Source organism: Calothrix sp. FACHB-168, from assembly GCF_963889195.1.
Classification (GTDB): Bacteria; Cyanobacteriota; Cyanobacteriia; order Cyanobacteriales; family Nostocaceae; genus Aulosira; species Aulosira anomala_A.
This window is the reverse complement of the sequence record NZ_CAWPNJ010000013.1, coordinates 62495-85570: the sequence shown is the minus strand read 5'-3', so window position 1 is coordinate 85570 and position 23076 is coordinate 62495. Positions and strand designations below refer to the sequence as shown.

At 40.8% G+C, this 23076-nt stretch carries 21 protein-coding genes; 11 read left to right on the top strand and 10 right to left on the bottom strand.

The features are described 5' to 3' along the window. Positions 1-93: 93 nt before the first annotated feature. Together hemC and AACW45_RS06855 are read right to left on the bottom strand one after the other, a co-directional pair. Positions 94-1065: a hydroxymethylbilane synthase gene (gene hemC / locus AACW45_RS06860; RefSeq protein ID WP_190632331.1), complete on the bottom strand. Its 972-nt coding sequence runs from the start codon at positions 1063-1065 to the stop codon at positions 94-96. Between the two features lie 169 nt (positions 1066-1234). Next, positions 1235-1657 (bottom strand): lysozyme inhibitor LprI family protein, encoded by a 423-nt coding sequence (locus AACW45_RS06855; protein ID WP_190632330.1) that lies wholly within the window; start codon positions 1655-1657, stop codon positions 1235-1237. A gap of 47 nt (positions 1658-1704) precedes the next feature. On the opposite strand from AACW45_RS06855, the gene AACW45_RS06850 reads away from it, so the two are divergent. The 3 genes from AACW45_RS06850 to AACW45_RS06840 all read left to right on the top strand — a co-directional run bounded on the left by AACW45_RS06850 (position 1705) and on the right by AACW45_RS06840 (position 5099). Next, positions 1705-1995: a hypothetical protein gene (locus AACW45_RS06850; RefSeq protein WP_190632329.1), complete on the top strand. Its 291-nt coding sequence runs from the start codon at positions 1705-1707 to the stop codon at positions 1993-1995. A gap of 425 nt (positions 1996-2420) precedes the next feature. Further along, the gene (locus tag AACW45_RS06845; RefSeq protein ID WP_190632328.1) at positions 2421-3467 is read left to right on the top strand and encodes a YegS/Rv2252/BmrU family lipid kinase; all 1047 of its coding nucleotides are present in this window, start codon (positions 2421-2423) and stop codon (positions 3465-3467) included. A gap of 69 nt (positions 3468-3536) precedes the next feature. Then, positions 3537-5099, top strand: a complete 1563-nt coding sequence (locus tag AACW45_RS06840; protein WP_190632327.1) for a metallophosphoesterase family protein — start codon at positions 3537-3539, stop codon at positions 5097-5099. 253 nt (positions 5100-5352) lie between these two features. Here AACW45_RS06840 and AACW45_RS06835 read toward each other — a convergent pair whose 3' ends face one another. The 4 genes from AACW45_RS06835 to AACW45_RS06820 form a co-directional block, all read right to left on the bottom strand. Continuing rightward, positions 5353-5760 (bottom strand): hypothetical protein, encoded by a 408-nt coding sequence (locus tag AACW45_RS06835; RefSeq protein ID WP_190540673.1) that lies wholly within the window; start codon positions 5758-5760, stop codon positions 5353-5355. 304 nt (positions 5761-6064) lie between these two features. Further along, on the bottom strand, positions 6065-6499 hold the full coding sequence (locus AACW45_RS06830; protein WP_190632326.1) for a CAAD domain-containing protein: 435 nt from the start codon (positions 6497-6499) through the stop codon (positions 6065-6067). A gap of 208 nt (positions 6500-6707) precedes the next feature. Then, positions 6708-7169, bottom strand: a complete 462-nt coding sequence (locus tag AACW45_RS06825; protein WP_190632325.1) for a BON domain-containing protein — start codon at positions 7167-7169, stop codon at positions 6708-6710. 110 nt (positions 7170-7279) lie between these two features. Beyond that, positions 7280-8566, bottom strand: coding sequence for a histidine kinase (locus AACW45_RS06820; RefSeq protein WP_190632324.1), 1287 nt, complete (start codon positions 8564-8566; stop codon positions 7280-7282). Positions 8567-9289: 723 nt separating this feature from the next. Between AACW45_RS06820 and AACW45_RS06815 the strand changes: the two genes are divergently transcribed. The 6 genes from AACW45_RS06815 to AACW45_RS06790 all read left to right on the top strand — a co-directional run bounded on the left by AACW45_RS06815 (position 9290) and on the right by AACW45_RS06790 (position 16689). Further along, positions 9290-12442, top strand: coding sequence for an MFS transporter (locus tag AACW45_RS06815; protein WP_190632323.1), 3153 nt, complete (start codon positions 9290-9292; stop codon positions 12440-12442). A 267-nt stretch (positions 12443-12709) separates the two neighbouring features. Next, positions 12710-13966: a Hint domain-containing protein gene (locus tag AACW45_RS06810; protein ID WP_190632322.1), complete on the top strand. Its 1257-nt coding sequence runs from the start codon at positions 12710-12712 to the stop codon at positions 13964-13966. A 314-nt stretch (positions 13967-14280) separates the two neighbouring features. Continuing rightward, complete coding sequence (locus AACW45_RS06805; protein WP_190632321.1) at positions 14281-14436, top strand: hypothetical protein; 156 nt, start codon at positions 14281-14283, stop codon at positions 14434-14436. A 98-nt stretch (positions 14437-14534) separates the two neighbouring features. Further along, entirely contained in the window at positions 14535-15305 is a 771-nt protein-coding gene (locus tag AACW45_RS06800) for a pentapeptide repeat-containing protein (protein ID WP_190632320.1), read from the top strand. A gap of 107 nt (positions 15306-15412) precedes the next feature. Next, entirely contained in the window at positions 15413-16036 is a 624-nt protein-coding gene (locus AACW45_RS06795; RefSeq protein ID WP_190632319.1) for a TenA family protein, read from the top strand. A gap of 356 nt (positions 16037-16392) precedes the next feature. After that, positions 16393-16689, top strand: a complete 297-nt coding sequence (locus tag AACW45_RS06790; RefSeq protein ID WP_096644585.1) for a hypothetical protein — start codon at positions 16393-16395, stop codon at positions 16687-16689. A 40-nt stretch (positions 16690-16729) separates the two neighbouring features. On the opposite strand, the gene AACW45_RS06785 is transcribed toward AACW45_RS06790, so the two are convergent. The 4 genes from AACW45_RS06785 to sufB form a co-directional block, all read right to left on the bottom strand. After that, positions 16730-17992: a cysteine desulfurase gene (locus AACW45_RS06785; protein ID WP_190632400.1), complete on the bottom strand. Its 1263-nt coding sequence runs from the start codon at positions 17990-17992 to the stop codon at positions 16730-16732. A gap of 32 nt (positions 17993-18024) precedes the next feature. Next, positions 18025-19377 (bottom strand): Fe-S cluster assembly protein SufD, encoded by a 1353-nt coding sequence (gene sufD / locus AACW45_RS06780; RefSeq protein ID WP_190632318.1) that lies wholly within the window; start codon positions 19375-19377, stop codon positions 18025-18027. Then, positions 19377-20165: a Fe-S cluster assembly ATPase SufC gene (gene sufC / locus AACW45_RS06775; protein WP_096593905.1), complete on the bottom strand. Its 789-nt coding sequence runs from the start codon at positions 20163-20165 to the stop codon at positions 19377-19379. The genes sufD and sufC overlap by 1 nt, the downstream gene beginning before the upstream one ends. A gap of 109 nt (positions 20166-20274) precedes the next feature. Further along, positions 20275-21714, bottom strand: coding sequence for a Fe-S cluster assembly protein SufB (sufB, locus tag AACW45_RS06770; protein WP_190632317.1), 1440 nt, complete (start codon positions 21712-21714; stop codon positions 20275-20277). Positions 21715-21960: 246 nt separating this feature from the next. Between sufB and sufR the strand changes: the two genes are divergently transcribed. Continuing rightward, the gene (sufR, locus tag AACW45_RS06765) at positions 21961-22641 is read left to right on the top strand and encodes an iron-sulfur cluster biosynthesis transcriptional regulator SufR (RefSeq protein ID WP_190632316.1); all 681 of its coding nucleotides are present in this window, start codon (positions 21961-21963) and stop codon (positions 22639-22641) included. An 82-nt stretch (positions 22642-22723) separates the two neighbouring features. Beyond that, positions 22724-22975 (top strand): hypothetical protein, encoded by a 252-nt coding sequence (locus AACW45_RS06760; RefSeq protein WP_096644579.1) that lies wholly within the window; start codon positions 22724-22726, stop codon positions 22973-22975. The last annotated feature ends 101 nt before the right edge of the window (positions 22976-23076 follow it).

The following is a 23076-nucleotide window of genomic DNA, read 5'->3' as shown; positions in this document are numbered from 1 at the left end:
TGCCTACACAGTGAATCAGTTTTTAGTTACTCAATCATGACTTTTTCACTGTTCACTGATTACTTATCTAACCATATCCGGGTGCGGATTGGCTTAAGAACCTCTTTGGATTTCGGTAAAAATCACATCTAAGATTGCTTGTGCGCCTTGTTCTCGCAATAAATGCGCGAGTTGTGTACCCAGATTTTCGGCGTTCTTGGCTTCTCCGGTAACGGTGTCTTTGACTAGATTTTGTCCATCGACGCTAGCAACTATCCCGGTTAAGGTTAAAGTATCACCATTAATTTCCGTATTTACACCAATGGGTACTTGACAGCCGCCTTCGAGATCGCGTAAAAAGGCACGTTCAGCTAAACAGCGATCGCGAGTTTCGGGATGTTCGATAGCTTTGAGCAGAGATATCAATTCGGTATCATCTGCACGGCATTCTATACCCAAAGCACCTTGACCAACTGCATGGAGCGAGATTTCTTTAGGTAAAATTTGATGAACGCGATCGCTCATTCCCAAGCGCTCTAACCCGGCAACTGCCAAAATTAAAGCATCATACTCACCCGCATCTAATTTAGCCATGCGTGTATTCAAATTTCCCCGCACATCTTTAAATGTAAAATGGGGGAATTTATGGCGTAACTGGGCTAATCTCCGCAGAGAGGATGTACCAATTACTGCACCTGCTGGTAAAGTATCAATTTGCTGACCAATGTACTTTTCGTGCAGTACCAAAGCATCTGCTGGATTTTCCCTTTCGGTAATTGCTGCCAATGTTAAACCTTCTGGTAATTTAGTTGGCAGATCCTTGAGGGAATGTACCGCAAAATCAATCTCCTTGTTGAGCATCCCAACTTCTAATTCTTTGGTAAATAATCCTTTATCACCAATTTTGGCTAATGCTACATCCAGGATTTTGTCGCCTTGGGTAGACATGGTATGGACTTCAAAAGCAATCTCAGGATAGCTTTTTTGCAGTTGCTCTTTTACCCAGTGGGTTTGAACTAGAGCCAGTTGACTTTTACGAGAACCAATACGGATTGTGCGTGCAGGACTGGAAACAGTTGAAGTCATAAAACAAAATGTCAAACAAGGCGATAATTTCACTCTCATCTAGACTACCGCAGTGAGTGACTTACCGGATGCTAATTGCTTAATTTGAGTTAAGTTTAATTGCGATTTTCTTTACATTTATTTACCAAATATCAGGATAAAGGATCGAGGATTCAGCCTTCAGTTAATATTAATTATCTGAATTGAGGTAATCTTGTAATTGTTGAGTACGTTGTCGCGTAGTGCGTTCTAAGCAACCTAAATAAATACTAGGCGCAATAGTTCCCCCTTCATATTGGCTGCGTTCAAACTCACAACTTGTATCGCGGAACTTAATCCAGGCTTGCTGTGCAGTAATTAATTTTTGTTTTCTGGAACTAGATAAAGTTGGCAGAAGTTGTTTATAAACTTGATTCAATTTTTTATCAGCATTTTGATAAGATAAGCCAGCGCATTGATTAATTTCGACTTGAGTTTGCGCGTTATTACAGTTAAGCTTTTGCGCTAACTGTAGCTGTGGATTTTCCGGTGTTGTGTTTGCCATTGTCACAGTCGTAACAGACAAACTACTGAGGGCAATCATACTGAGAAAATGTAGTAAAAACCGATTCATGATATTTTGGAATGTACGTGTATGCACCAAAATAGCAGAAAATAGCCTTGTTAGTCGATTTGATTGGATTCAAACTCGATCCGATTGGATTCAAACTTGATCCGATTGCATTCAAACTTGATTTGATTGCATTCAAACTTGATCCGATTGCATTCAAACTTGATCCGATTGGATTCAAACTTGATTTGATTGCATTCAAACTTGATTTGATTGCATTCAAACTTGATCCGATTGCATTCAAACTTGATCCGATTGCATTCAAACTTGATCCGATTGCATTCAAACTTGATCCGATTGCATTCAAACTCGATCCGATTGCAAGGACATGCAATTGTTGAAATACCCAAGAAACTTGTAGTGCGAGCATCTTGCACGATGAATGAACAAAATTGTTGAAATACCCAAGAAACTTGTAGTGCGAGCATCTTGCTCGCTTTTTAACACTTGCACGATGAATGAACAAAATTGTTGAAATACCCAAGAAACTTGTAATGCGAGCATCTTGCTCGCTTTTTAACACCAGCGAGCGAGACGCTCGCACTACGAAATATGGGTAATTTATTTTTTGTAAGTCCCCAATCAAAGTCTATCTGATAGCTTTTACTAATTTTCGCATCTCGCTAAAAATTTTCCCGTTCCCCGTTCCCTCAACCGCAGGTTTCCGAGACATGAACCTGCCGTGAGGAGGAAGAGGCAATCTTGTCGGTATGGTATGAATAATTTTGATAATTTTAACGATATTGTATTTTAAGCTTTGATTCTTATGAAGCGTTCCGCTTGCCTCATCTTTAATCCCGTAGCTGGTCAAGGTGACTCAGAACAAGAACTGGCACAGATTCGGGCAATATTAGAGCCAGAAATTGATTTAGATATTTACTTTACTACTGAAGAAGTTGGTGCAGATCAACTAGCTTATGCCGCAGTGGAACGTGGAGTAGATGAAATTATCGCTTCTGGTGGTGATGGAACTCTCTCCGCCGCCGCCGCAGCTGTAGTTAATACTAATATTCCCTTAGGCATCATTTCCAGGGGAACGGCGAACGCTTTTGCTACAGCTTTGACTATTCCCGATACCATTGAAGCCGCTTGTGAGACAATTCTCCAAGGTGCAACGAAGAATGTTGATGTAGCCTATTGCAACGATCTACCGATGGTACTACTAGTAGGTATCGGTTTTGAAGCGGAAACGGTAGAACGTGCAGACAGAGAAGCAAAAAAGCGCTTTGGTATTTTAGCTTACGTCCTCGCCGGCATTCAGCAATTGCGAGAATTAGAGAGTTTTGATGTAGAAATTGAAACCGAAGACAGAATCATTAAAACTCAAGCTGCGGCTGTTACCGTCGCTAATGCAGCACCCCCAACTTCAGTTTTAGCCCAAGGGCCAGCCGGGATTATTTATGATGATGGACTGCTAGATTTAACTATTGTCGCACCAGCAAACAAAGCCGGCGCGATCGCAGCTACATATCATTTATTCCAAACTGCTTCTGCGGGTAATCCCGTAGAACGTGATGATATTGGCTACCTCCGCGCTAAACAATTTAAAATCACCACAAATCCCCCCCAAAAAGTAGCTTTAGATGGCGAAATTATCGGTAACACGCCAATTGAAGTTAAATGTGTACCATGTGGATTGAAGATTTTTGTGCCCCAAGTAGATGAAGTAGTACCAGTAGAGAAGTTAGATGGACTACCAAATTTGGTAATTGAGATGAAAAATCCGGCTGAGAATTCAGGGGACAAGGAGGACAAGGGAGACAAGGAGTACAAGGAGGACAAGGGGGACAAGGGGGACAAGGAGGACAAATAACTAATTCCTAATGCCCAATGCCCAATGCCCAATGCCCCATGCCCCATGCCCATTTAGGAGTAACTTACATTGAAACTTGTTTCTGACCCAGCGATCGCAAAAAAAATTAGCAAGATGCAGCAACGGGTAAAATGGCAAGATCCGCTAATTCTTGAACGTGGTATTGACCAAACTCAGCTAGTAATCGCAGATGATCGCACAGAAGATTTGGAGTTTTCATTTTTAGTTGTCGGGGATAGTGGTTCGGGGACGCATAAGGGACATAACCCCCAACGTCAGGTGGCGGAATTAATGCTACCGCATCATCATGAATGCCGTTTTATGTTGCATACAGGCGATGTAATTTATCTGGTGGGATCGAAAGAATATTATCAACACAATTTTATTCAGCCTTATCAAGAATTTCTCGTTAATGGAGAACAACCAAAAAAAATTGCCTATGACAAAATGGTGTTCAAACTGCCAATTTTACCTGTACCGGGAAATCATGATTACTACGATTTACCGCTATTATTTGGCTTAGTTTCTATTAGTACTTTACCAATCAGGCGATTATTGCGATCGCGTTTAGATTTAGATGTGGGTTTATATGGTTCGGGAACTGGTGATGCTTATGCGAGGGCGTTTTTAGACTATCTTTGTGCCTTTCAGTCTCCAGGCGATTTAGCCAGTCATTTAGACCAACATTATACAAGTACAATCAATAATAATCGCTGTCTTTCCTATCAACCAGGAAGCTTTACTCGCCTGCCTAATCGTTATTATACTTTTCGCTATGGTGGCATTGATTTCTTTGCTTTGGATTCTAATACATTTAACGAGCCACCACCAATACCAAAAACACGAGAAGGTGATGCAGATAGAAGATTTTTAGAAAAACGCCGCACTACTTTAGAGCAAGAAAAGCAGCAAATTGTAGCAGATTCAGCAATTCTTAATCCTAACAATCCTCACGATGCTGAACAATTAGACGATTTGCAAGTTAAACTCACACAAATTGAAGAAATTATAGTTGATATAGAAAAGCAATTAGATTTTAATAAAAGTACAGTTATTGATATTGAACAATTAGATTGGTTAAGACAAAGATTAATTGAATCTTGGCAAAATCCCCAAGTGCGGGGAAGGATAATTTTCTTTCATCATCCACCCTATGTAACTGAGGCGACAAAATGGGAACAAGCGCAAACTTTAGCAATTCGTAATCGGTTGCGGGGGGTTTTTGATGCGGTAGCAGAAAAATTAGGTTCTCTGACGGAAAATCGTCCTTTAGTGGATTTAGTTATTAATGGTCACGCCCATTGTTTAGAATATTTACAAACAACAGATACAGGACATGCTGATTCTCATATCCCTTGGATTGTTTGTGGTGGTAGTGGTTTTAGTTTACGCCGCCAACGTCCAGAGGGTGCAGATTTAACCGAAATTCGGGAAGATGGTGAGAAATTAGTAGCGCGATCGCAACTTTTCATCGGACGTAGCGGACAGGGTTCTCATAAACATAGACCTTACTCCTGTTTGCGCATTGATGTCAAAGGCGATCGCCAGCCTAAATTTATTGTCCGTCCTTTAGTTGCAGAATGGTATCAACGCCAATGGTGCGATCGCGAAATTGAACCATTTGAAATTTAGCCTTTTGCTAATCTGGCTAAAGCTGCATTCGCGATTAATCGATTCGCCTTGCTTGTCAGGTGGACTAAATCCCAGAATATCTAGATTCAGCAATACCTAAAATACTAACTACTACCCAAACCTCTGCGTCACTTTGCGCTTTCCCTTGCGTTCCTCTGCGTTAAAAACATTCTTTTTAACCTCACCTACCAGCATATAAAAATAAAGATGAGGACAAAATCCTCATCATCATAATTACAGTACCACAAGCAATTTAAACAAGCCCTGGGCCTCTACCGCGAGTATCATTCTTATCTGTTAATTCACCTTCTTTATCTTCATTCGCTTCAATTAGTTCTTCCACACGGTTAGCGGTATCTTGTGCTGCTGATTCTTGTGCATCACCAGGTACTTCATAATACATTTCTGGCTCAACAGCATAATTATTTAATAAACCTTCTTTATCAACTGTGTAACCATCTGTAGTGCGGATGCTATCAGAGTGGGTTTGATCGTCGGTAGGAGCGCTGGCTTCTCTTTCTTCTGTTGGGACTGTTTTATATAAGTCTCCTTCTCTTTCTTTACGCGCTGCTGTTTCTGCTGGAATAATACCTCTATCATATGCATCTGATTCAACGCGCTCGGAAGAATCTACTGCTTTTCTAACTTCTTTATTAGTCATAAATCACGCCCTCGTTAAACATTTTGTTCATAACTTATGGGACTAGATTAAACTTTTCATCAAGATAAAGATACTATCTTTAGAAGTGCATTACTGAGGATAATTAACTATTTACTCTATCCCCAGGGATATATTATTTTCTTTTAAGTTTGTTGGTGTAATTAAATATAACCGTCATTTGTCATTTGTCATTTGTCATTTGTCATTTTTCATTAGTCATAAATATAGACGCCAAAAAATGTAGCCTTTTGATTTCTAGGCTACATTTAAATAAATGATTGACTTAAATTAAGCTATCAATAAATCACGAGCCGACAATCTGATTTTGAAAACGGCGAATTTCTTGAGTTAATTCTTGGCGATTGTCAGCTTTAATCAGATAACGGGAAGCAAACCAAGCTGTGTAACCGATACCAATTAACTCAAAAGTTGGCGCAAGTAAAGGAATCGTATTAATTGCACTGAGAACTGCTAACACTACTTTGAGTGTCACAATCGCAGACAAAATCAAAAATACAGTGACTAAAGGCTGTTGGTATTGTTTAAAAAATCTGCTTACATATTCAGGAAGCTGTGCTAAAAAGTCAGCAACTTGACGCCCAATTTGTTGCCATTGCTCATTAGATTGATTTGCTGGAGGTAGCTTTGGCAAATTTTGATTGTCTGCACCTGTAAGAGCTACACTAGCCTCTGGGGAAGTAGAGTTAGCGAATTCCATTTGCTGTTGTTCGGTTGTCATAACTTTTGTATTGTGTGCTTCACCCAAGTTTTCATTATTGATTGAATATCAATCAATAAAATAGCCTTGATTATAAATAGAAGGAATTGCAGTTGTGGCAAAAGCCTATAATCAATTATACATAATTTTCTGATTACAGGCTTTGATAATTATGAAATTTTAGAACTAAATCCTAGTTAAAATTAACAGGGATTTATGATTATCGAGTTTATTGAGTTGGTGGCGCAACTACTGCTTTGACAACTACTTGTTTTACACCTTTAATTTCCTTAGATAAAGGTGCAATTTTATTTAACTGATCCTGATTATTTACAGTTCCACCAACAGTAACTGTACCATTTTCAGCAGCTTCAACTGTAAGAGCGCCATTAGGAATATTCGCTTCTAATTTAGAGCGAACTTCGCTAGCAAGGTCGCCTGTTGCTCTTTGGGTATCACCACCAGTAGCATTATTGCGCTGTTCACGAGCGCGAATATCAGAATTTAATTGTCTGCGGCGAGTCTCGCTTTGAGCATCTTTTTGTGCAGCTTCTGTTGCTTGCGCATCAGGTCTTTCTACTGCTTCATTAGGATTAGCGGGTGCTGATTGACTGGTTTTTTCTGTGTTATTACAAGCAACAGCACCAAAAATTAGAAGACTGCTAATTAAGACAGGTGTGAGTTTTTTCATTTGTTTGCTCTTGAGATCAATATGCGAATTTTGATTTGTGCTGATGTGTGTGGGAGCAACTAGGAGCAAGTGATTTTTAGCCTTGCTCCAATACCGGAAATTTTTACGCCTTAGAGAGTTTCATCACGGCGATCGACAATTACCACAGCCGGCTCGTCTCTACTAACGTCACCAGGATGAGAAGTATCTACAACATGGCGATCGCTATGATGGACTCGATCTAAATCAGTAGCGTCATAAACGGCGAATTCTTCAATTCCCCGACGTTTGAGGATAGTTTCAGCTTGATGAATTTCCGATTCTGTACCATCAACGATGACAACATAATCGCCGCGATTAAAGCGATCGCTATAAACGCGCGCGCGATTTTCGGGAATACCTAAGCCAACCAAACCACCTGTAATCCCACCAGCAGCTGCACCAATTGCACCACCAGCCACAGTTGTAGCCAAAGCTGTAGCAACTGCACCACCGGCAATTACAGGGCCGACTCCGGGGATAGCTAATGCACCCAAACCAACCAACAAACCACCTAAACCACCTAAAGCTGCGCCTGTAGCTGCACCTGCTTTCGCACCTTCATCGGCTTTATTACCAGTACCAATGTTTCTGTCTACACCAGTATTAACGCCAGCAATGCGATCGCCATCTGTATTTTTCGCAATCAGCGAAACTCGGCTCATGGGGAAACCTGCATCGCGCAGTTCTGTCAGTGCTGCTTCTGCATCGCGACGGTGTGCAAATACACCAATCGCTCTTCTATGAGCGCGGACATCGCCATGAGTCGCAACCGGAGTATGCGCCACTCCCGTACCTACAGCGCTAACGGGAGTACCAGGAACATCATATTCACTACGCGGACGGTCGTATACATTGAATTCTTCAATATTCCAGCGCCGCAGAATCGGTTCGGCTCTAGCAATGTCTTCGTCTGTACCATCAACTATGACTAAATAGCCGCCTCGTTCGACTCGTTCGTTGTAAACTCTGGCGCGTTCTTCAGGAATTCCTAAACCAATTAAACCACCAAGTAAACTACCAGCCGCCGCACCAATCGCACCACCAGCGACAGTTGTCGCCAAAGCTGTAGCTGCTGCACCAGCTAGCATAATTGGGCCAATTCCGGGAATAGCTAAAGTTCCCAAACCTACCAATAACCCTGTTAAACCACCCAATGCACCACCGGAAACTGCGCCGACTTTTGCACCTTCATCAGATTTATCGCCAACCTTCTCAGTCACTGGAGCGCCAGCAATTTCACCGTTATGGTCTCTATCTCTGGCAATTACGGATATTCTATCCATCACAATGCCAGCATTACCTAACTCGCGCAGAGCTTGTTCAACATCAGTACGATTATGAAATACGCCTATAGCACGTCTAGTTACTACAGCCATTTGTTTCTCCCAAATAAGAAAATTACTTAAACAGCTAAATTATGTAAGCTCTCTAAGCTTATTTATGCTTTTTTTAAAATCATTTTTCATCAATCATTTGGGAGAAATTATTTATCTATCATTGGATATAGATAATTATAAAATAGCTAAATTCTGTCCGAATATATAGTTAATCAATCTGATTTTATGAATTGCTTTTCAATAAAAAATGAATTGTAAATATTTGCAAAGATTATCAGATTAGGCATAATAAATCTAATATAGGTGATAAATATATTTTATCGGAATTGATTTGAAGATTGCTTTGGTTTGTTCCGGATACCAAACTCTGTTTATGAATATCTACTATTGATATAATTAACAAAAATTATCTAAATTGTAGGGTGGGCATTACCTACCTGACGTGAATTTAAAATTAACCCTAGATATATACTAATACAGTTCAGTTAGCGACAAAAACCTTAAACTGCGTAGGTTGGGTTGAGGAACGAAACCCAACATTTCCAGGGTTTTGTTGGGTTTCACTTCGTTCAACCCAACCTACAATTATCCTTAACTGAACCGTATTGAGATATATACTTATCCGACAAGAAGTACACCTTTTGATTGATAGATTTATGACTTAGGAAAGTGTATGTCACTACAACTACTTTCTAGACTGATAAATAAGCCATTTTTTCAATAAATGGAAGTTCAACCATCGCACGCGAGAGAGATAATTATATGTTTCAAAATTTTGAAAATATGTTGAGATGGGATTGGCTATCGTTGGGAGTAACACCTGCTAACAGTATACCAGAAGTTATCAGTCAAGAAAGATTGCCGATTATTTTTTCAAGTCCAAAGTTTTTTGTGGCATTCTTGGCTGGTACTTTAATGGCCTTAGCCTTTCAGTTACTATTAACAAACTTTTCTGTAGCTGCGGGGATTTCCTCGTGGGATATTGATGATGACGATGATGACGAGCGCTCAGAAAGTTTAGGGCATAAAATTCGCGAAGTAGAATCTAAAATTGGCGTTTGGGCATTAATTACCTCAACAATTTCTATATTCGCGGCTAGTTTTTTAGCAGTGAAATTGAGTTTAATTCAAAGTGCCTTATTTGGAGCCATTATCGGTATAGTTATTTGGTCTACCTTTTTCTTTGTGGTAGTTTGGTTAGGTTCATCTACCGTAGGTTCCTTAATTGGTTCTCTCGCTAATACATTTACTTCTGGTTTGCAAACCCTGACTGGCGCTGCAACTGCGGGTATCGGTGGAAATTTAGCTCAAAGACAAATGGTTTCCACTGCTGAAGAAATCACAGCAGCAGTACGGAGAGAATTAACTTCAGGTTTTGATGCTGATACTATTCGCAATACCCTACAAAGTTCCTTAAATTCTCTACAAGTACCAAACCTGAATGTCAAAGACATTGGCAATCAATTTCAGAAAATACTCAAAGATGTAGATTTTCAGGATATTGCTAATAGCGACGCAATCCGCAATATCAATCGCCAAACCTTTGTGGATTTAATTAGCTCTCGCTTAAATTTATCTTCAGGCGATATTAACAAAGTTGCCGATCAATTAGAAGCTGTTTGGAAACAAGCTGCATCACGCACAAATCCCACAGAGCAAGTAATTAACATTCTCAAATCTGCCACACCTGAAGAATTAAAATCTGAAAACTTAGGCGAACGCCTTCAGGAATTAGTTACAGTTGGTGGTGGAAATGGTAATGGTAGTAGCAACGGTGGACTCAAGCAAGCTATACAATATGGTGTAGGTGCGGCGGTTCCATTAGTATTAGATAGAGTTAATCTCTCTGATATCGATGTGAATAAAATTACCAATCAGTTGCAAAAACTGAAAGATAAAGTTCAAGACATCGATGTTGATAAAATTACAACCGAACTGCAAAAATTCACAGATAAAACTAGCGAACAAATATCTGAGAATTTACCACAATCAAACCGCAACAATATTAAAACAGATGTCGAGGATTATATCTCTAATTCCTTCCCTTGGCATTTTAACCGCTTGACAATCAAAGATGAATTTCAAGATATCATCTACGATCCACAAGCTGATCCAGAAACTACCCGCCGAGAATTAGCAGAAATCGATTCAGATTATTTAACAAACTTGCTAATTAGACGCAGCGATCTGAGCGAAGCGCGAGTTAAAGAAATTGTTCAACAACTAGAAAGTATTCGCCAAGAAGTTTTAGCAACTGTACAACAAGGTACAGCAAAAAAACAATGGCAAGATGTCAGGACGCAAATTGAAAATTATCTGCGTTCCACAGGTAAGGAAGAACTCACGCCAGAAAATATTCAGCAGAATTTTTCTGAATTGTTAGCAGATGCAGAAGCAGGTTTAGAAGATTTACAAGAGCGGTTCTCGCAATTGAATCGCGACACATTTATCCAAGTGTTGCAGCAACGTCAAGACTTGAGCGACGAGGAAGTTAATAATATTATTAACAAACTCGAAAGCACTCGCGACTCTGTATTAAATAATGCCAGAGAACTGCAAGAGCAAGCACAAGCCAAAACGGCTGAACTGCGTCAACGAGTAGAAGATTATCTACGCAATACCAATAAGGATGAACTGAATCCTGAAGGTATCAAACGTGATTTTAGAACGTTACTCGAAGACCCACAAGCGGGAATTTCTGCCTTAAGAGAACGCTTATCGCAATTCGATCGCGATACTTTGGTACAACTGCTATCTCAGCGTCAAGATTTGAATAAAGAGCAGATTAATCAAATTATCGATCGCTTAGAAGAAGTTAGAGATAACATCTTACAAGCACCGCAAGCCTTAGCAGGTAAAGCCAAAGAACAATATGAACAAACTAGCGCTAAAATCGCTGAATATCTCCGCAATACCAATTTAGAAGAACTCAACCCCGAAGGTATTCGCCAAGATTTAGAAACCTTACTCGCAGATCCGCAAGAAGGTGCTGTAGCCTTAAGAGAACGCCTATCGCAATTCGATCGCGATACCTTGGTACAACTCCTCAGCCAGCAAGGAAACCTCAGCGAAGAACAAATTAATCGTACTATCGATCAATTCCAAGCAGCGATTAATAATATTGTCAACGCACCGCAACGTTTAGCAAAGCGCACGACCCAAAGAGTTGTAGACTTTGGTAAAACTTTAGAAAATTACCTGCGTCACACCAATAAAGAAGAACTCAACCCTGAAGGTATCAAGCGCGATTTACAATTACTGTTGCAAGATCCAAGATTGGGAATAGGAAATTTAAGCGATCGCTTATCCAAATTCGATCGTTCCACAATTATCAGCTTACTATCTCAACGGGAAGACATCTCCGAAGAAGAAGCTAACCGCATTTTGGATCAAATCGAATCTGTACGCGACTCCTTGAGTAAGCAATATCAGCAAATTCAGCAAAGAGTACAATCAGTGCTAGATAACTCCACTAGCCGAATTCGCGACTATCTCAACTCCTTAGATCGTCCAGAATTGAACTACGAAAACATTCAGCAAGACTTTGCGAAATTGTTTGACGATCCCCAAGCTGGATTTGAAGCCTTACGCGATCGCCTCAGCAACTTCGATCGCGATACCCTAGTAGCGTTACTCAGTTCGCGCAGCGATATTTCCCAGGAAGATGCTAACAGAATTATCGATCGCGTAGAAGCCGCACGAGATAGCGTATTACACCGCGCCGAACGCATTCAACAAGAAACGCAAAAACGCATCAAAGCCATCCAACACCAAGCCAAAAAGCAAGTAGAAGAAACCAAGAAAAGCGTTGCAACTGCTGCATGGTGGCTATTTGGTACCGCTTTGACTTCACTAGTTGCAAGTGCGATCGCAGGTGTCATCGCCGCCACAGGTGGTTTAAACTTCATCAGTTAAACATCCCTGTTTGCATAAGTTTGCGCAATTAATTAAACACCAACTCAGCCTGTTTAGCCTCAAGTCGAGGTTTTGAGCAGGCTGATTATTTTGTTGATTTAGACTTAGATCAATTTTCACAATTTTTGCGAAAAATTAAGCATTTAAAATGAATTTATAACTAGTCAGTTCTAGAGGTGGCATGAATTTAGTTAATAAAATAAAATTTGCTAACCTGCCATCGCCAGGATAAAAAATCGCTAACTGCCGTTAGAGTAAATAACTAATATGAAAAATCGTTATTTTTTCAGCAAAATCTTATGCATTAGTCTAATTTTTATCTTATTTTTTGCTTTTTGGATAACTGATTCTGCTTATGCTCGTGGAGGTTGTTTTGCTAGTGGAACTGCTATTTTAACTGTTGATGGTGTTAAACCTATTGAAAAACTACATCCCGGTGACAGCATTATTAGTTATAACTTCACCAAGCAAAGTCCAGAAATTGGGAAGATTGGTGAAATTCAAGTAGTTTCGTCTCCTGAATATTATTTAATCAATCATCAAATTAAAGTAACAGCTACTCATCCCTTTTATATCAAAACTTCTACAGGGGTAAAGTTGCTGCAAACGCAACAACTTAAACTAGGCGATCGCCTGATTGGATTGGCTAGTGATACTCCTGTTATTTCCAGCATTGACTATATTCAAAAACCTATCACTGTCTATAATCTTATATCTGTTAATCCCAATCACAATTTTTATGCCGAGGGTATTTTAGTGCATAACAAAGGTGGTGGCGGCGGCGGCGGATCTGGTGGTGGTGGATTTAGAGGAAGTTATGGATCGCGTAGTGGAAATGGTGGAGCATACACGCCTATTAACGCCAAGACTCTCCCAAAACTAATCCTAGCAACTTTAACCTTAGTGCTTGTTTTATTACCGGTTCTATTTTTTAGAGAACTTTATAACTTGGTGCGTTTCTACGGTAAACAATTTAGCAATGATTCTGACTTAATCCAATTTACGACTAAAATCAATCCAAAATTTACTAATCGCTACTCTCTACGCTATATAAAAAATCAGGAGAGTTGGAAACAGATACCAATCGCCTCAGAAATTTATGAACAACAATATCAGCATATTTTTGCTAAATCAGAACTAGTTGAGCAAGTAAGTAAGTTGTTTATCCAGTATCAACGTGACTGGACAATGAAAAAATTTAACAAGATGCAAGCCTATATTAAAGAGCCATTTTACTCTCAGCAATGCCAGATTTTTCAAAGCGATTTTGGCGATAATTTTGATGTTATTTATCACCCTGAAGTAATGGAAGTTGCACCTATTAGTTTTTACCAAGACGAGAATAAATATATTTTGAGATTCCAGATAAATGCTAAAATGACAAACTTTGTGCTGTCACCTAAAGGGTATGTACTTAGCGGTGAATCTTACCCATTATTATTTACTGAGTATTGGGACTTTATTGTAGACTCTGACAAAAATTTCTATTTGAAAGACATTAGCCAAATCTGCTCGGAAATTTAATCTCTGGAAAGCACAGGTTGAGCGATCGCCAGAATTCCTCATACTTAGCATAAAAAATTACATGCTATTTGTCTAAGTACCTCTATTGTGACAGTTTTTAGGTTGGCACCTTGGGACTCCTTGATGCCACAATTTTTGTACCCTATGTAGTTACAGGGGTGCAATTTATTTAAGTGCGATCGCAATCACAACCCTATCGGACTTATATCACAGGAAATAGCAGTGGTTATCACTTAGCGTTGCCGAAAAATCAATAATACTTACAATCAACCTCATCTTCGGTGATTTCTTGGCAACTATGTGGAGTAACTCTTATGCTCGAAAAATTATTACTAGCTTTTGGTTTGACACTCAGCCTTAGTTTATTTACAGGATTGAATTTGTCCAATCCTAAACAAACTGGCAATATTAACTTAAATTCTCAACAAGCCTTTAATTATACTCAAGTCTTTGGTAATATTTCATACTAATTGTGGCGACTAGCTAATATTGTTCATATCATAGGCTGAAGTATAAATATATCTCAGCGAAAGTTGAGAACTCAGTCATCGATATGGCGGCAAAGAGTATGAAAAGCCAAGTTTTAGCCACAACCCTATTTTTAACAATAATTAGCTTGACAACGCGAGTCGAAGCAGCAAATTCCGAACATATCAGACAATTATTATCGACAAAACAATGTCAAAACTGTGACTTGGTAGGTGCAGGTTTAGTTTTGACTGACTTAACTGGAGCGAATTTAAGCGGCGCTAATCTCGCAGGTGCTAACCTCAGCCGTGCAAACTTAACTGGTGCTGATTTGCGCGGTGCAAACTTAGCCGGTGCGAGTTTATTTGGTGCAAACCTCAACGCCGCTAGACTTGCTGGTGCAAATTTAGCCAGTGCAGACTTCAGAAACTCCTATCTAGTCAATGCAGAATTAACTGGCGTCAATCTCAATAGTACTTATTTACAAGGTGCAATTGGCATACCCACACAAATTGCCACTCCAGAAGAATTTTATGCTTGGGGGATAGCAGAAGCCCAAAGAGGCAATACACAACAAGCTATTGATTATTTTAATCAAGCGATCGCCACCAAAACCGATTACGGTGAAGCCTACTTAGCCCGTGGTGTTGCCCGTTACCAGATATTAGATAGACAAGGTGCATTCAAAGATGCGGAAATTGCCGCCAAAGTGTTTACAGAGCAAAAAAACGCTCCCGGTATCCAAACAGCCCAAGCATTTATCAAAGAATTACAAACACCCCCAGATGGTAAAGTAAATGTAGGTAAACCTAGCTTTTTCGACTTCTTAGGTAGCCTTGGTTCTGTTTTGTTACAGTTCTTTCCCTTTTAGGGAGACAAGGAGGATAAGGGAGACAAGGGAGACAAGGAGGACAAATAACTATTGCCCAATGCCTAATAACAACTGACAACTGACTACTGACTACTGACTACTGACAAATGACTCTCTCCCTTGAACTATGGACAGTTAATCAAGATTTAGCCCAAGCTTGTCTAGAGCATCCTTTTGTGCAAGGCATAGCTGATGGTAGTCTAGAGGCAGAAAAATTTGCTTATTATGTCGGACAAGATGCTTTTTTCTTAGAAGCTTTTGCCCGTGCTTACAGTGTCGCCGCCGCTAAAGCACCAGATTGGCAGGGATTCACCACATTTCACGCCCTAGCTGATGGCGTGTTGCAGGAACTCAAGCTGCATGAAAGCTATGCTGCGCAATGGGGAGTTAACTTACAGGCTGTAGAACCAGGCGCAGCTACCCGTCGTTACACTGACTTTTTATTAGCCACAGCTTGGGGTGGAGATGTGGGTTTAACGGCGGCGGCGATGTCTCCATGTATGCGCCTGTATGCTTTTTTGGGCGAACAGTTAGCTGTAAATGGTATTCCTAACCATGCCTATACAAACTGGATTCAAACTTACAGCAGCGCAGAATTTCAACCTTTAGCACAACAATTAGAAACTTTAGTTGACAATTACGCGATCGCTACGCCGTTGGTACAATCTACCTATCGTTATGCAATGTTCTGCGAACGTGACTTTTTTCAAGCTGCATGGACATTGCAATAGTTTTGCAATTTAATAAGTCAACTATACTCATAATATACTTATCAAGTTGACCATCGGTTTATAAGTATTTTTTGCTAAATTTTACCTTTTACAGCAATTTTCAGGTAAATAGACAACACTGTAGGGGCACGGCACCAGTAAGATTATTGTATATACGAGAAGATTGTGGATGCCGTGCCCCTACGACAGATGTGGTTCAAATAGGTGAAAACTGCTGTAAATAATAGACCTCTGGCAACGCACAGGTTTAGGTTAGCTTTTAACTGCTTAAGCAAATGGGAAGTTGCTCAAATTCCATAATTTTAATTTTTAGCGGTTATAATTACTGTTGCTTGTTGCTAAATTTTATACGATTTATGAGCGAAACGAATACTGAATATCAAGCCCTACTTGATGAAATGATTAGAACCGGGAAACTCAAGCCAGAATATAAAGAGATACTCTTAGAAATCGGGGAGTTGGGAAGCAAGGCTTGTAATTTAGGATTAATTTACGGTTTGAGTTGGCGTGAAGATGCTAATAATGTCATTCTCGATCAATACGAAATTCTTGTTCAATACAACAATTTTTTGTATTTAACCTTCGCTGAAACCCGCGACTATCTGAAGAATTTAATTGCAGGTGCAGAGGTTGAACAGTTAGAGAAAGTTTAAAATTTGCAGATTAAAAAAGCTGGGCATTGCCCAGCTAAAATTAAGCAAATATTCCGGCAAAAAAGTCAATAGTCTCCTTCAAAGCCTTGATAAAAATATCAATTTCCTCACGGGTATTGTAGAAATATAAACTTGCTCTTGCGGTTCCCGCCACATTTAAGTAACGGTGTAATGGTTGAGTACAGTGATGTCCAGAACGGATGGCAACGCCTTCTTGATCTAATAATGTAGATAGGTCATTGGCATGAATATCTGTTACGGTAAACGAGGCTAAAGCGGCTCTACCTTCACCTTTAGCATCTGGTTTCGGCCCGTAAATTTGAATTTGGGGAATTTGCGCTAATTGTTGAAACAAATAAGCTGTTAATTCGGCTTCATAAGCATGGATTTTATCCATACCTATACTAGTAAGATAATCGATTGCTGCACCAAGTGCGATCGCTTCCCCAATTGCAGGTGTACCCGCTTCAAATTTATGGGGTAATTCCGCATAGGTGGAATGGTCTAAATATACCTCAGCAATCATCTCACCACCACCAAAAAATGGTGGCATATATTCTAACAGTTCTAATTTGCCATACAAAAAGCCTATCCCAGTTGGGGCGCACATTTTATGACCGGAGGCGACTAACCAATCACAGTCAATATCCTGTACATCAATATGCATATGAGGGACACTTTGGCAAGCATCCATTAAGAATTTCGCACCGTATCTGTGAGCGATCGCAGCTATTTCTTTCACTGGATTGATACAACCCAAGGTGTTAGAAACATGAACGACTGACACTAATTTAGTTTTAGCAGAAATTAGTGTTTTGAACTGCTCAAAATCAAAAGTTTGTTCTGGAGTAAGTTCGACAAATTTGAGTACCGCACCCGTTTTTTGCGCTACAAATTGCCAAGGAACTATATTACTGTGGTGTTCCATTACCGACAGAATAATCTCATCTCCTGGCTGTAAATTATTCATTCCCCAGCTGTAAGCTACCAAGTTAATTGCTTCACTCGCGTTGCGGGTGTAAACAATTTCTTGACGCGAAGCAGCATTGATAAATTTAGCAACTTTATCTCTAGCACCTTCATAAGCATCAGTAGCTTGAGCGCTGAGAATATGCGCACCTCGATGCACGTTGGCATTATACTGCTGATAATAATCTCGCAGAGTATTTAGCACCTGAAGAGGTTTTTGGGAAGTAGCAGCATTATCCAGGTAAACGAGGGGTTTACCGTTGACTTCCTGATGCAAAATCGGGAAGTCAGCACGAACTAAATCGGCTAGGGTTTTGGTAGAAGTAAATGTCATTGGTGATTTAGTCAATAGTCAAGAGTCAATAGTCAAGAGTCAAGAGAAATTGACTTGAGATTATTGACTGTGGTTAATAGGCTTTGTCGCAGGGAAGCAACGGGGATTTTATTGATGATTTCGGCAGCAAAAGCGTTAATTAATAAGTTTCGGGCAGCATTTTGGTCGATTCCCCGGCTTTGCAGATAAAATATTTCATCATCTTCCAACTGGCTAACAGTAGCACCGTGAGCGCACTTCACATTATCTGCGGTAATTTCCAGTTGAGGTTTGGTATCAACTCTCGCTTTCGATGATAGTAGCAAATTCCGGTTTAATTGGGCTGCGTTTGTTAGCTGTGCTGGCTTGGGCACAAAAACCTTACCGTTGAATACTGCATGAGCGCGATCGCCTACAATACACTTATGCAATTGTTCACTTTTACCATAGGGATGATTCAGCGCGATCGCACTGTGAGTATCCGCTAACTGATTGCCAAAAATCATCGTCAAACCGTTGAGTGTGGTTTCCGTTTGCTCACCAGTTTGCAAAACCTCTAAATTATGGCGTGACAGCTTCCCACCAAAACTAATCGCGTTACAAGTATAGCGACTATCACGCGCCTGAGCGATCGCCGTCTTCCCAACATGAAAAGCCTCTCCACCTTCCCGCTCAACCCTAGTGTGACTCACCTGGGCATTCTCCGCCAGCCAAATCTCCGTTACCGCATTCGTAAAATAAACTCCCTCCTCTTCCTTGGCGTACTTGGCGTCTTGGCGGTTAATATACTCCTCCACCAAAGTCACCTGCGAACCACTTTCCGCCACCACCAAACAACGCGGCTGAGAAATCGTCGCTTCTTCCCCAACAACAGAAACAAACAACAAATGAATTGGCGTGTCAACCACTACATTCTTTCTCACCAATACCACTGCCACATCAGCCAAACCAGCAGTATTCAGCGCCGTAAAAACCTCTTGCACACCCTCAGTTTTAGCCAAATACTTGCTAATTCCTGCCTTTACCTCATCCGACAAAGCAGTCAAATTTTCGACAACCACACCCTGAGGTAAATCGATAGCCGACAACTCCGGCGCATATACACCATTAACAAAAACCAAACGACTATTCGCCGCTTCCGGTAAAGCAAACGCCGAAATATCAGTAAGAACTTGCTTCCCTAACTGAAATTCCACCTTGCGCAAACCTGACAAATCAGTAAAGCGCCATTCTTCCTCACGGGTGGTAGGGATATGGGAGTGACTTACCCAATTAGCAGCACCTTGACGTAAACCTTCTAACCAACCTGCTGCTGTTTCTTGACTTACCCGACTTAATAAACCAGTCAGATAATCATCCTTATCCAACAAATTAGCAATGGAACTGGGAGAAACTTGAATAGTCATTACACACCCACCTCAACCGCAGCTTCTTCCAAAATCCAGTCATAACCGCGAGATTCTAACTCTAGCGCCAACTCCTTACCACCACTGGTGAGAATTCTTCCATGCGCCATCACATGCACAAAGTCAGGCACAATATAGTCGAGCAAGCGCTGATAATGGGTAATCATAATCGTCGCATTTTCCGGACTAGCTAATTGATTCACCCCATTCGCCACAATTTTCAGCGCATCAATATCCAAACCAGAATCGGTTTCATCCAAAATTGCTAACTTCGGTTCCAGCAGCGCCATTTGCAAAATTTCATTGCGCTTTTTCTCACCACCAGAAAAACCTTCATTCACACTGCGGTTGAGGAAAGCGGGATTCATCTTCACCACTTCCAACTTTTCCTCAACCAAATCGTCAAAATCAAAAGCATCCAATTCTTCCAAACCCTGTGCTTTGCGGCGAGAATTATAAGCCACCCGCAAGAAATCTAAATTGCTAACGCCAGGAATTTCTAAAGGATATTGAAACGCCAAAAATACACCCGTTCTCGCACGTTCCTCCGGTTCCAATTCCAGCAAATTTTGTCCTTGAAAAATTACCTCACCACCAGTCACCTGATATGCTGGATGTCCCGCCAATACCTTAGAAAACGTACTTTTACCAGAACCATTCGGCCCCATAATCGCATGAATTTCGCCCGCACGAACTTCCAAATTCACACCCTTAAGAATCGGCGTTCCATCAACCGTTGCTGTCAGATCCTTAACTGACAAAACAACTTCACTATTTTCAATAATCATGTTCTCTCTCTCTTCTCTCTCTTCTCTTCGCGTTCTTCGTGTCTTCGCGGTTCGTTAATCCAAACCCACACAAACACAAATTTATCCGTGTGAATCTGCGATTTAAATCTTACCCAACAGAACCTTCTAACTTCAGGCTCAATAACTTATCAGCTTCCACCGCAAATTCCATCGGTAACTGATTAAACACATCCTTACAGAAGCCGCTAATCATCATCGAAACAGCGTCTTCCGCAGAAATACCTCGTTGCGCAAAGTAGAATAACTGATCCTCGCCAATCTTAGAAGTCGAAGCCTCATGCTCCACCTTCGCTGTATTATTTTGTACCTGAATATAAGGGAAAGTATTGGCATGAGCATTATCGCCAATCAGCATCGAGTCGCACTGGGAATAGTTTCTCGCGCCTTCAGCTTTCGGATTAACTTTTACCAAACCGCGATAGCTGTTACTAGAGTTACCAGCAGAGATACCCTTAGAAATAATTGTACTGCGAGTATTTTTACCAACATGAATCATCTTAGTCCCGGTGTCAGCTTGCTGCATATTATTTGTCAGCGCCACCGAGTAAAATTCACCCACAGAATTATCACCCACCAACACGCAGCTAGGATACTTCCAAGTAATCGCTGAACCTGTTTCTACTTGCGTCCAGGAAATCTTAGAATTCACACCCTGACATAAACCGCGCTTGGTAACAAAGTTATAAATTCCACCTTTACCGTTAGCATCACCAGCGTACCAGTTTTGCACTGTGGAATATTTAATTTCCGCGTTATCTAAAGCTACCAATTCCACAACCGCCGCATGGAGTTGGTTGCTGTCATACATTGGCGCAGTACAACCTTCCAGGTAAGAAACATAGCTACCTTCTTCAGCCACAATCAACGTGCGCTCAAATTGTCCCGTATCACCAGAGTTGATGCGGAAGTAGGTAGACAGTTCCATTGGGCATTTTACGCCTTTAGGAATATAGACAAAAGAACCATCGCTAAATACAGCAGCATTCAAAGCCGCAAAATAATTATCAGCTACCGGAACAACACTACCCAGATATTTTTTGATCAGTTCTGGATGTTCCCGCAGTGCTTCAGAAATCGAACAGAAAATTACGCCATCTTTAGCTAGCTTTTCCTTGAATGTGGTGGCGACGGAAACGCTATCAAAAATTGCATCAACAGCAACGTTTGCTAGACGCTTTTGTTCAGTTAGGGGAATACCTAGCTTTTCAAAGGTTTCTAGTAAAGTGGGATCTACCTCATCCAAACTTTCCAGCTTTTGTTTTTTCTGTTTCGGCGCGGAATAGTAGATGATATCCTGATAATCTATGGGGGGATACTTGACATTAGGCCAAGTTGGTTCTGTCATTTTCAGCCACTGGCGATACGCTCTGAGGCGAAACTCCAGCATGAATTCCGGCTCGTTCTTCTTGGCGGAGATCAAGCGGATAACGTCCTCGTTTAGTCCACGCGGAATAGTGTCGGCCTCAATATCAGTGACAAAGCCGTACTTGTAAGGTTGGTTGACTAAGGTTTTGACAGTGGCGCTCATCGGTAGTAATCTCTCGTGTTCGTTGGAATCTCTCTTCAGGATGGGAGACGGGCTTGGTTTTGTAGCCGATTCCCATCTGGGGTTACAGAGTGGTTACACGGCTGTTAGAATAAGGATGAAGACTAAAACAACATCCTTGTTGTTTAACTTATCTTCATTTTACGCTAGATTAACAACAACAATGTTGTTAAAGTCAAATTTTCAAATAAATTTTTTGGGACGTTCGCGCAGCGTCTAGCAGAGAAGATGACGACTACCCACCAGTCCTCAACGAAGCAAGATATTTTAGAGTATCTCCTGAAACACTCACAAGCCACCGCTTTTGAGCTAGCCGAAGTGTTGGATATTAGCCCCCAGGCGATTCGCCGCCATCTTAAAGATTTAGAGGCGGAAGAGTTAATTTTATATTCAACAATGGTACAAGCGGGGATGGGGAGACCGCAGCATGTATATCAACTGAGTTCTAGAGGACGCGATCGCCTGTATCGTCAAGATAGCGATCGCTTGGGTGATAGTTACGGAAATTTTGCTGTTTCCCTGCTGGATACTTTAGCAGAAACCGTAGGTAAAGACCAAGTTAAAACCATTTTACAAAAACAATGGGAACGCAAAGCCCAAGAATATCGCGATCGCCTCGGTAACGGTTCCCTCAAAGAACGAGTCGCCAACTTAGTAGAGTTTAGAAAAGCAGAAGGCTTCATGGCAGAGTATCATGCTGTAGAGTCCGATGATTCCAAAAAGAGCGATCGCTTTCTCTTCATCGAGCATAAATGTGCTATTTCTAATGTTGCCGAATCCTTCCCCAGCGTTTGCGGTCATGAATTAGAAATGTTTGCCGCAGTCCTCCCCGATTGTACAGTCGAGCGCACCCACTGGATTATCAATGGTGAGCATCGTTGTGGATACTTAGTCCAAGCTAGAGACTAGGGACTAGGGGCTAGGGGCTAGGGGTGAGAAGGGGGACAAGAAAGCGACTAACAAATGATAAATGACTATTGACTATTGACCAATGACAAATTCTCCATCAGAACAATTTTTAAGTTTAGAAGAGTCTGCAAAAGTAGACGCGGCTTTGTTATCTTCCTCGGAAAAATTTTTAACAAGATTGACAATTTCATCCCTGAAGCTTTTAACACATATTGCCCAAGAATATGGTGTGACTATAGAAGATTTAACTACAGCACAAGTAATTGCTTGGTTTGAAAAAGATAGTAAAATTAAGCGTGAACAGGGAATTGAAGCTGCTTATTTAAAGTGGTAAATTTGTAGTTTATTATAAAATAATATAGCTGTAGCCAGATAGATTAGGACATTAAGCTAAGATAAAACCCTGACAATAAATACTTTCTAGCCAGTCAACAG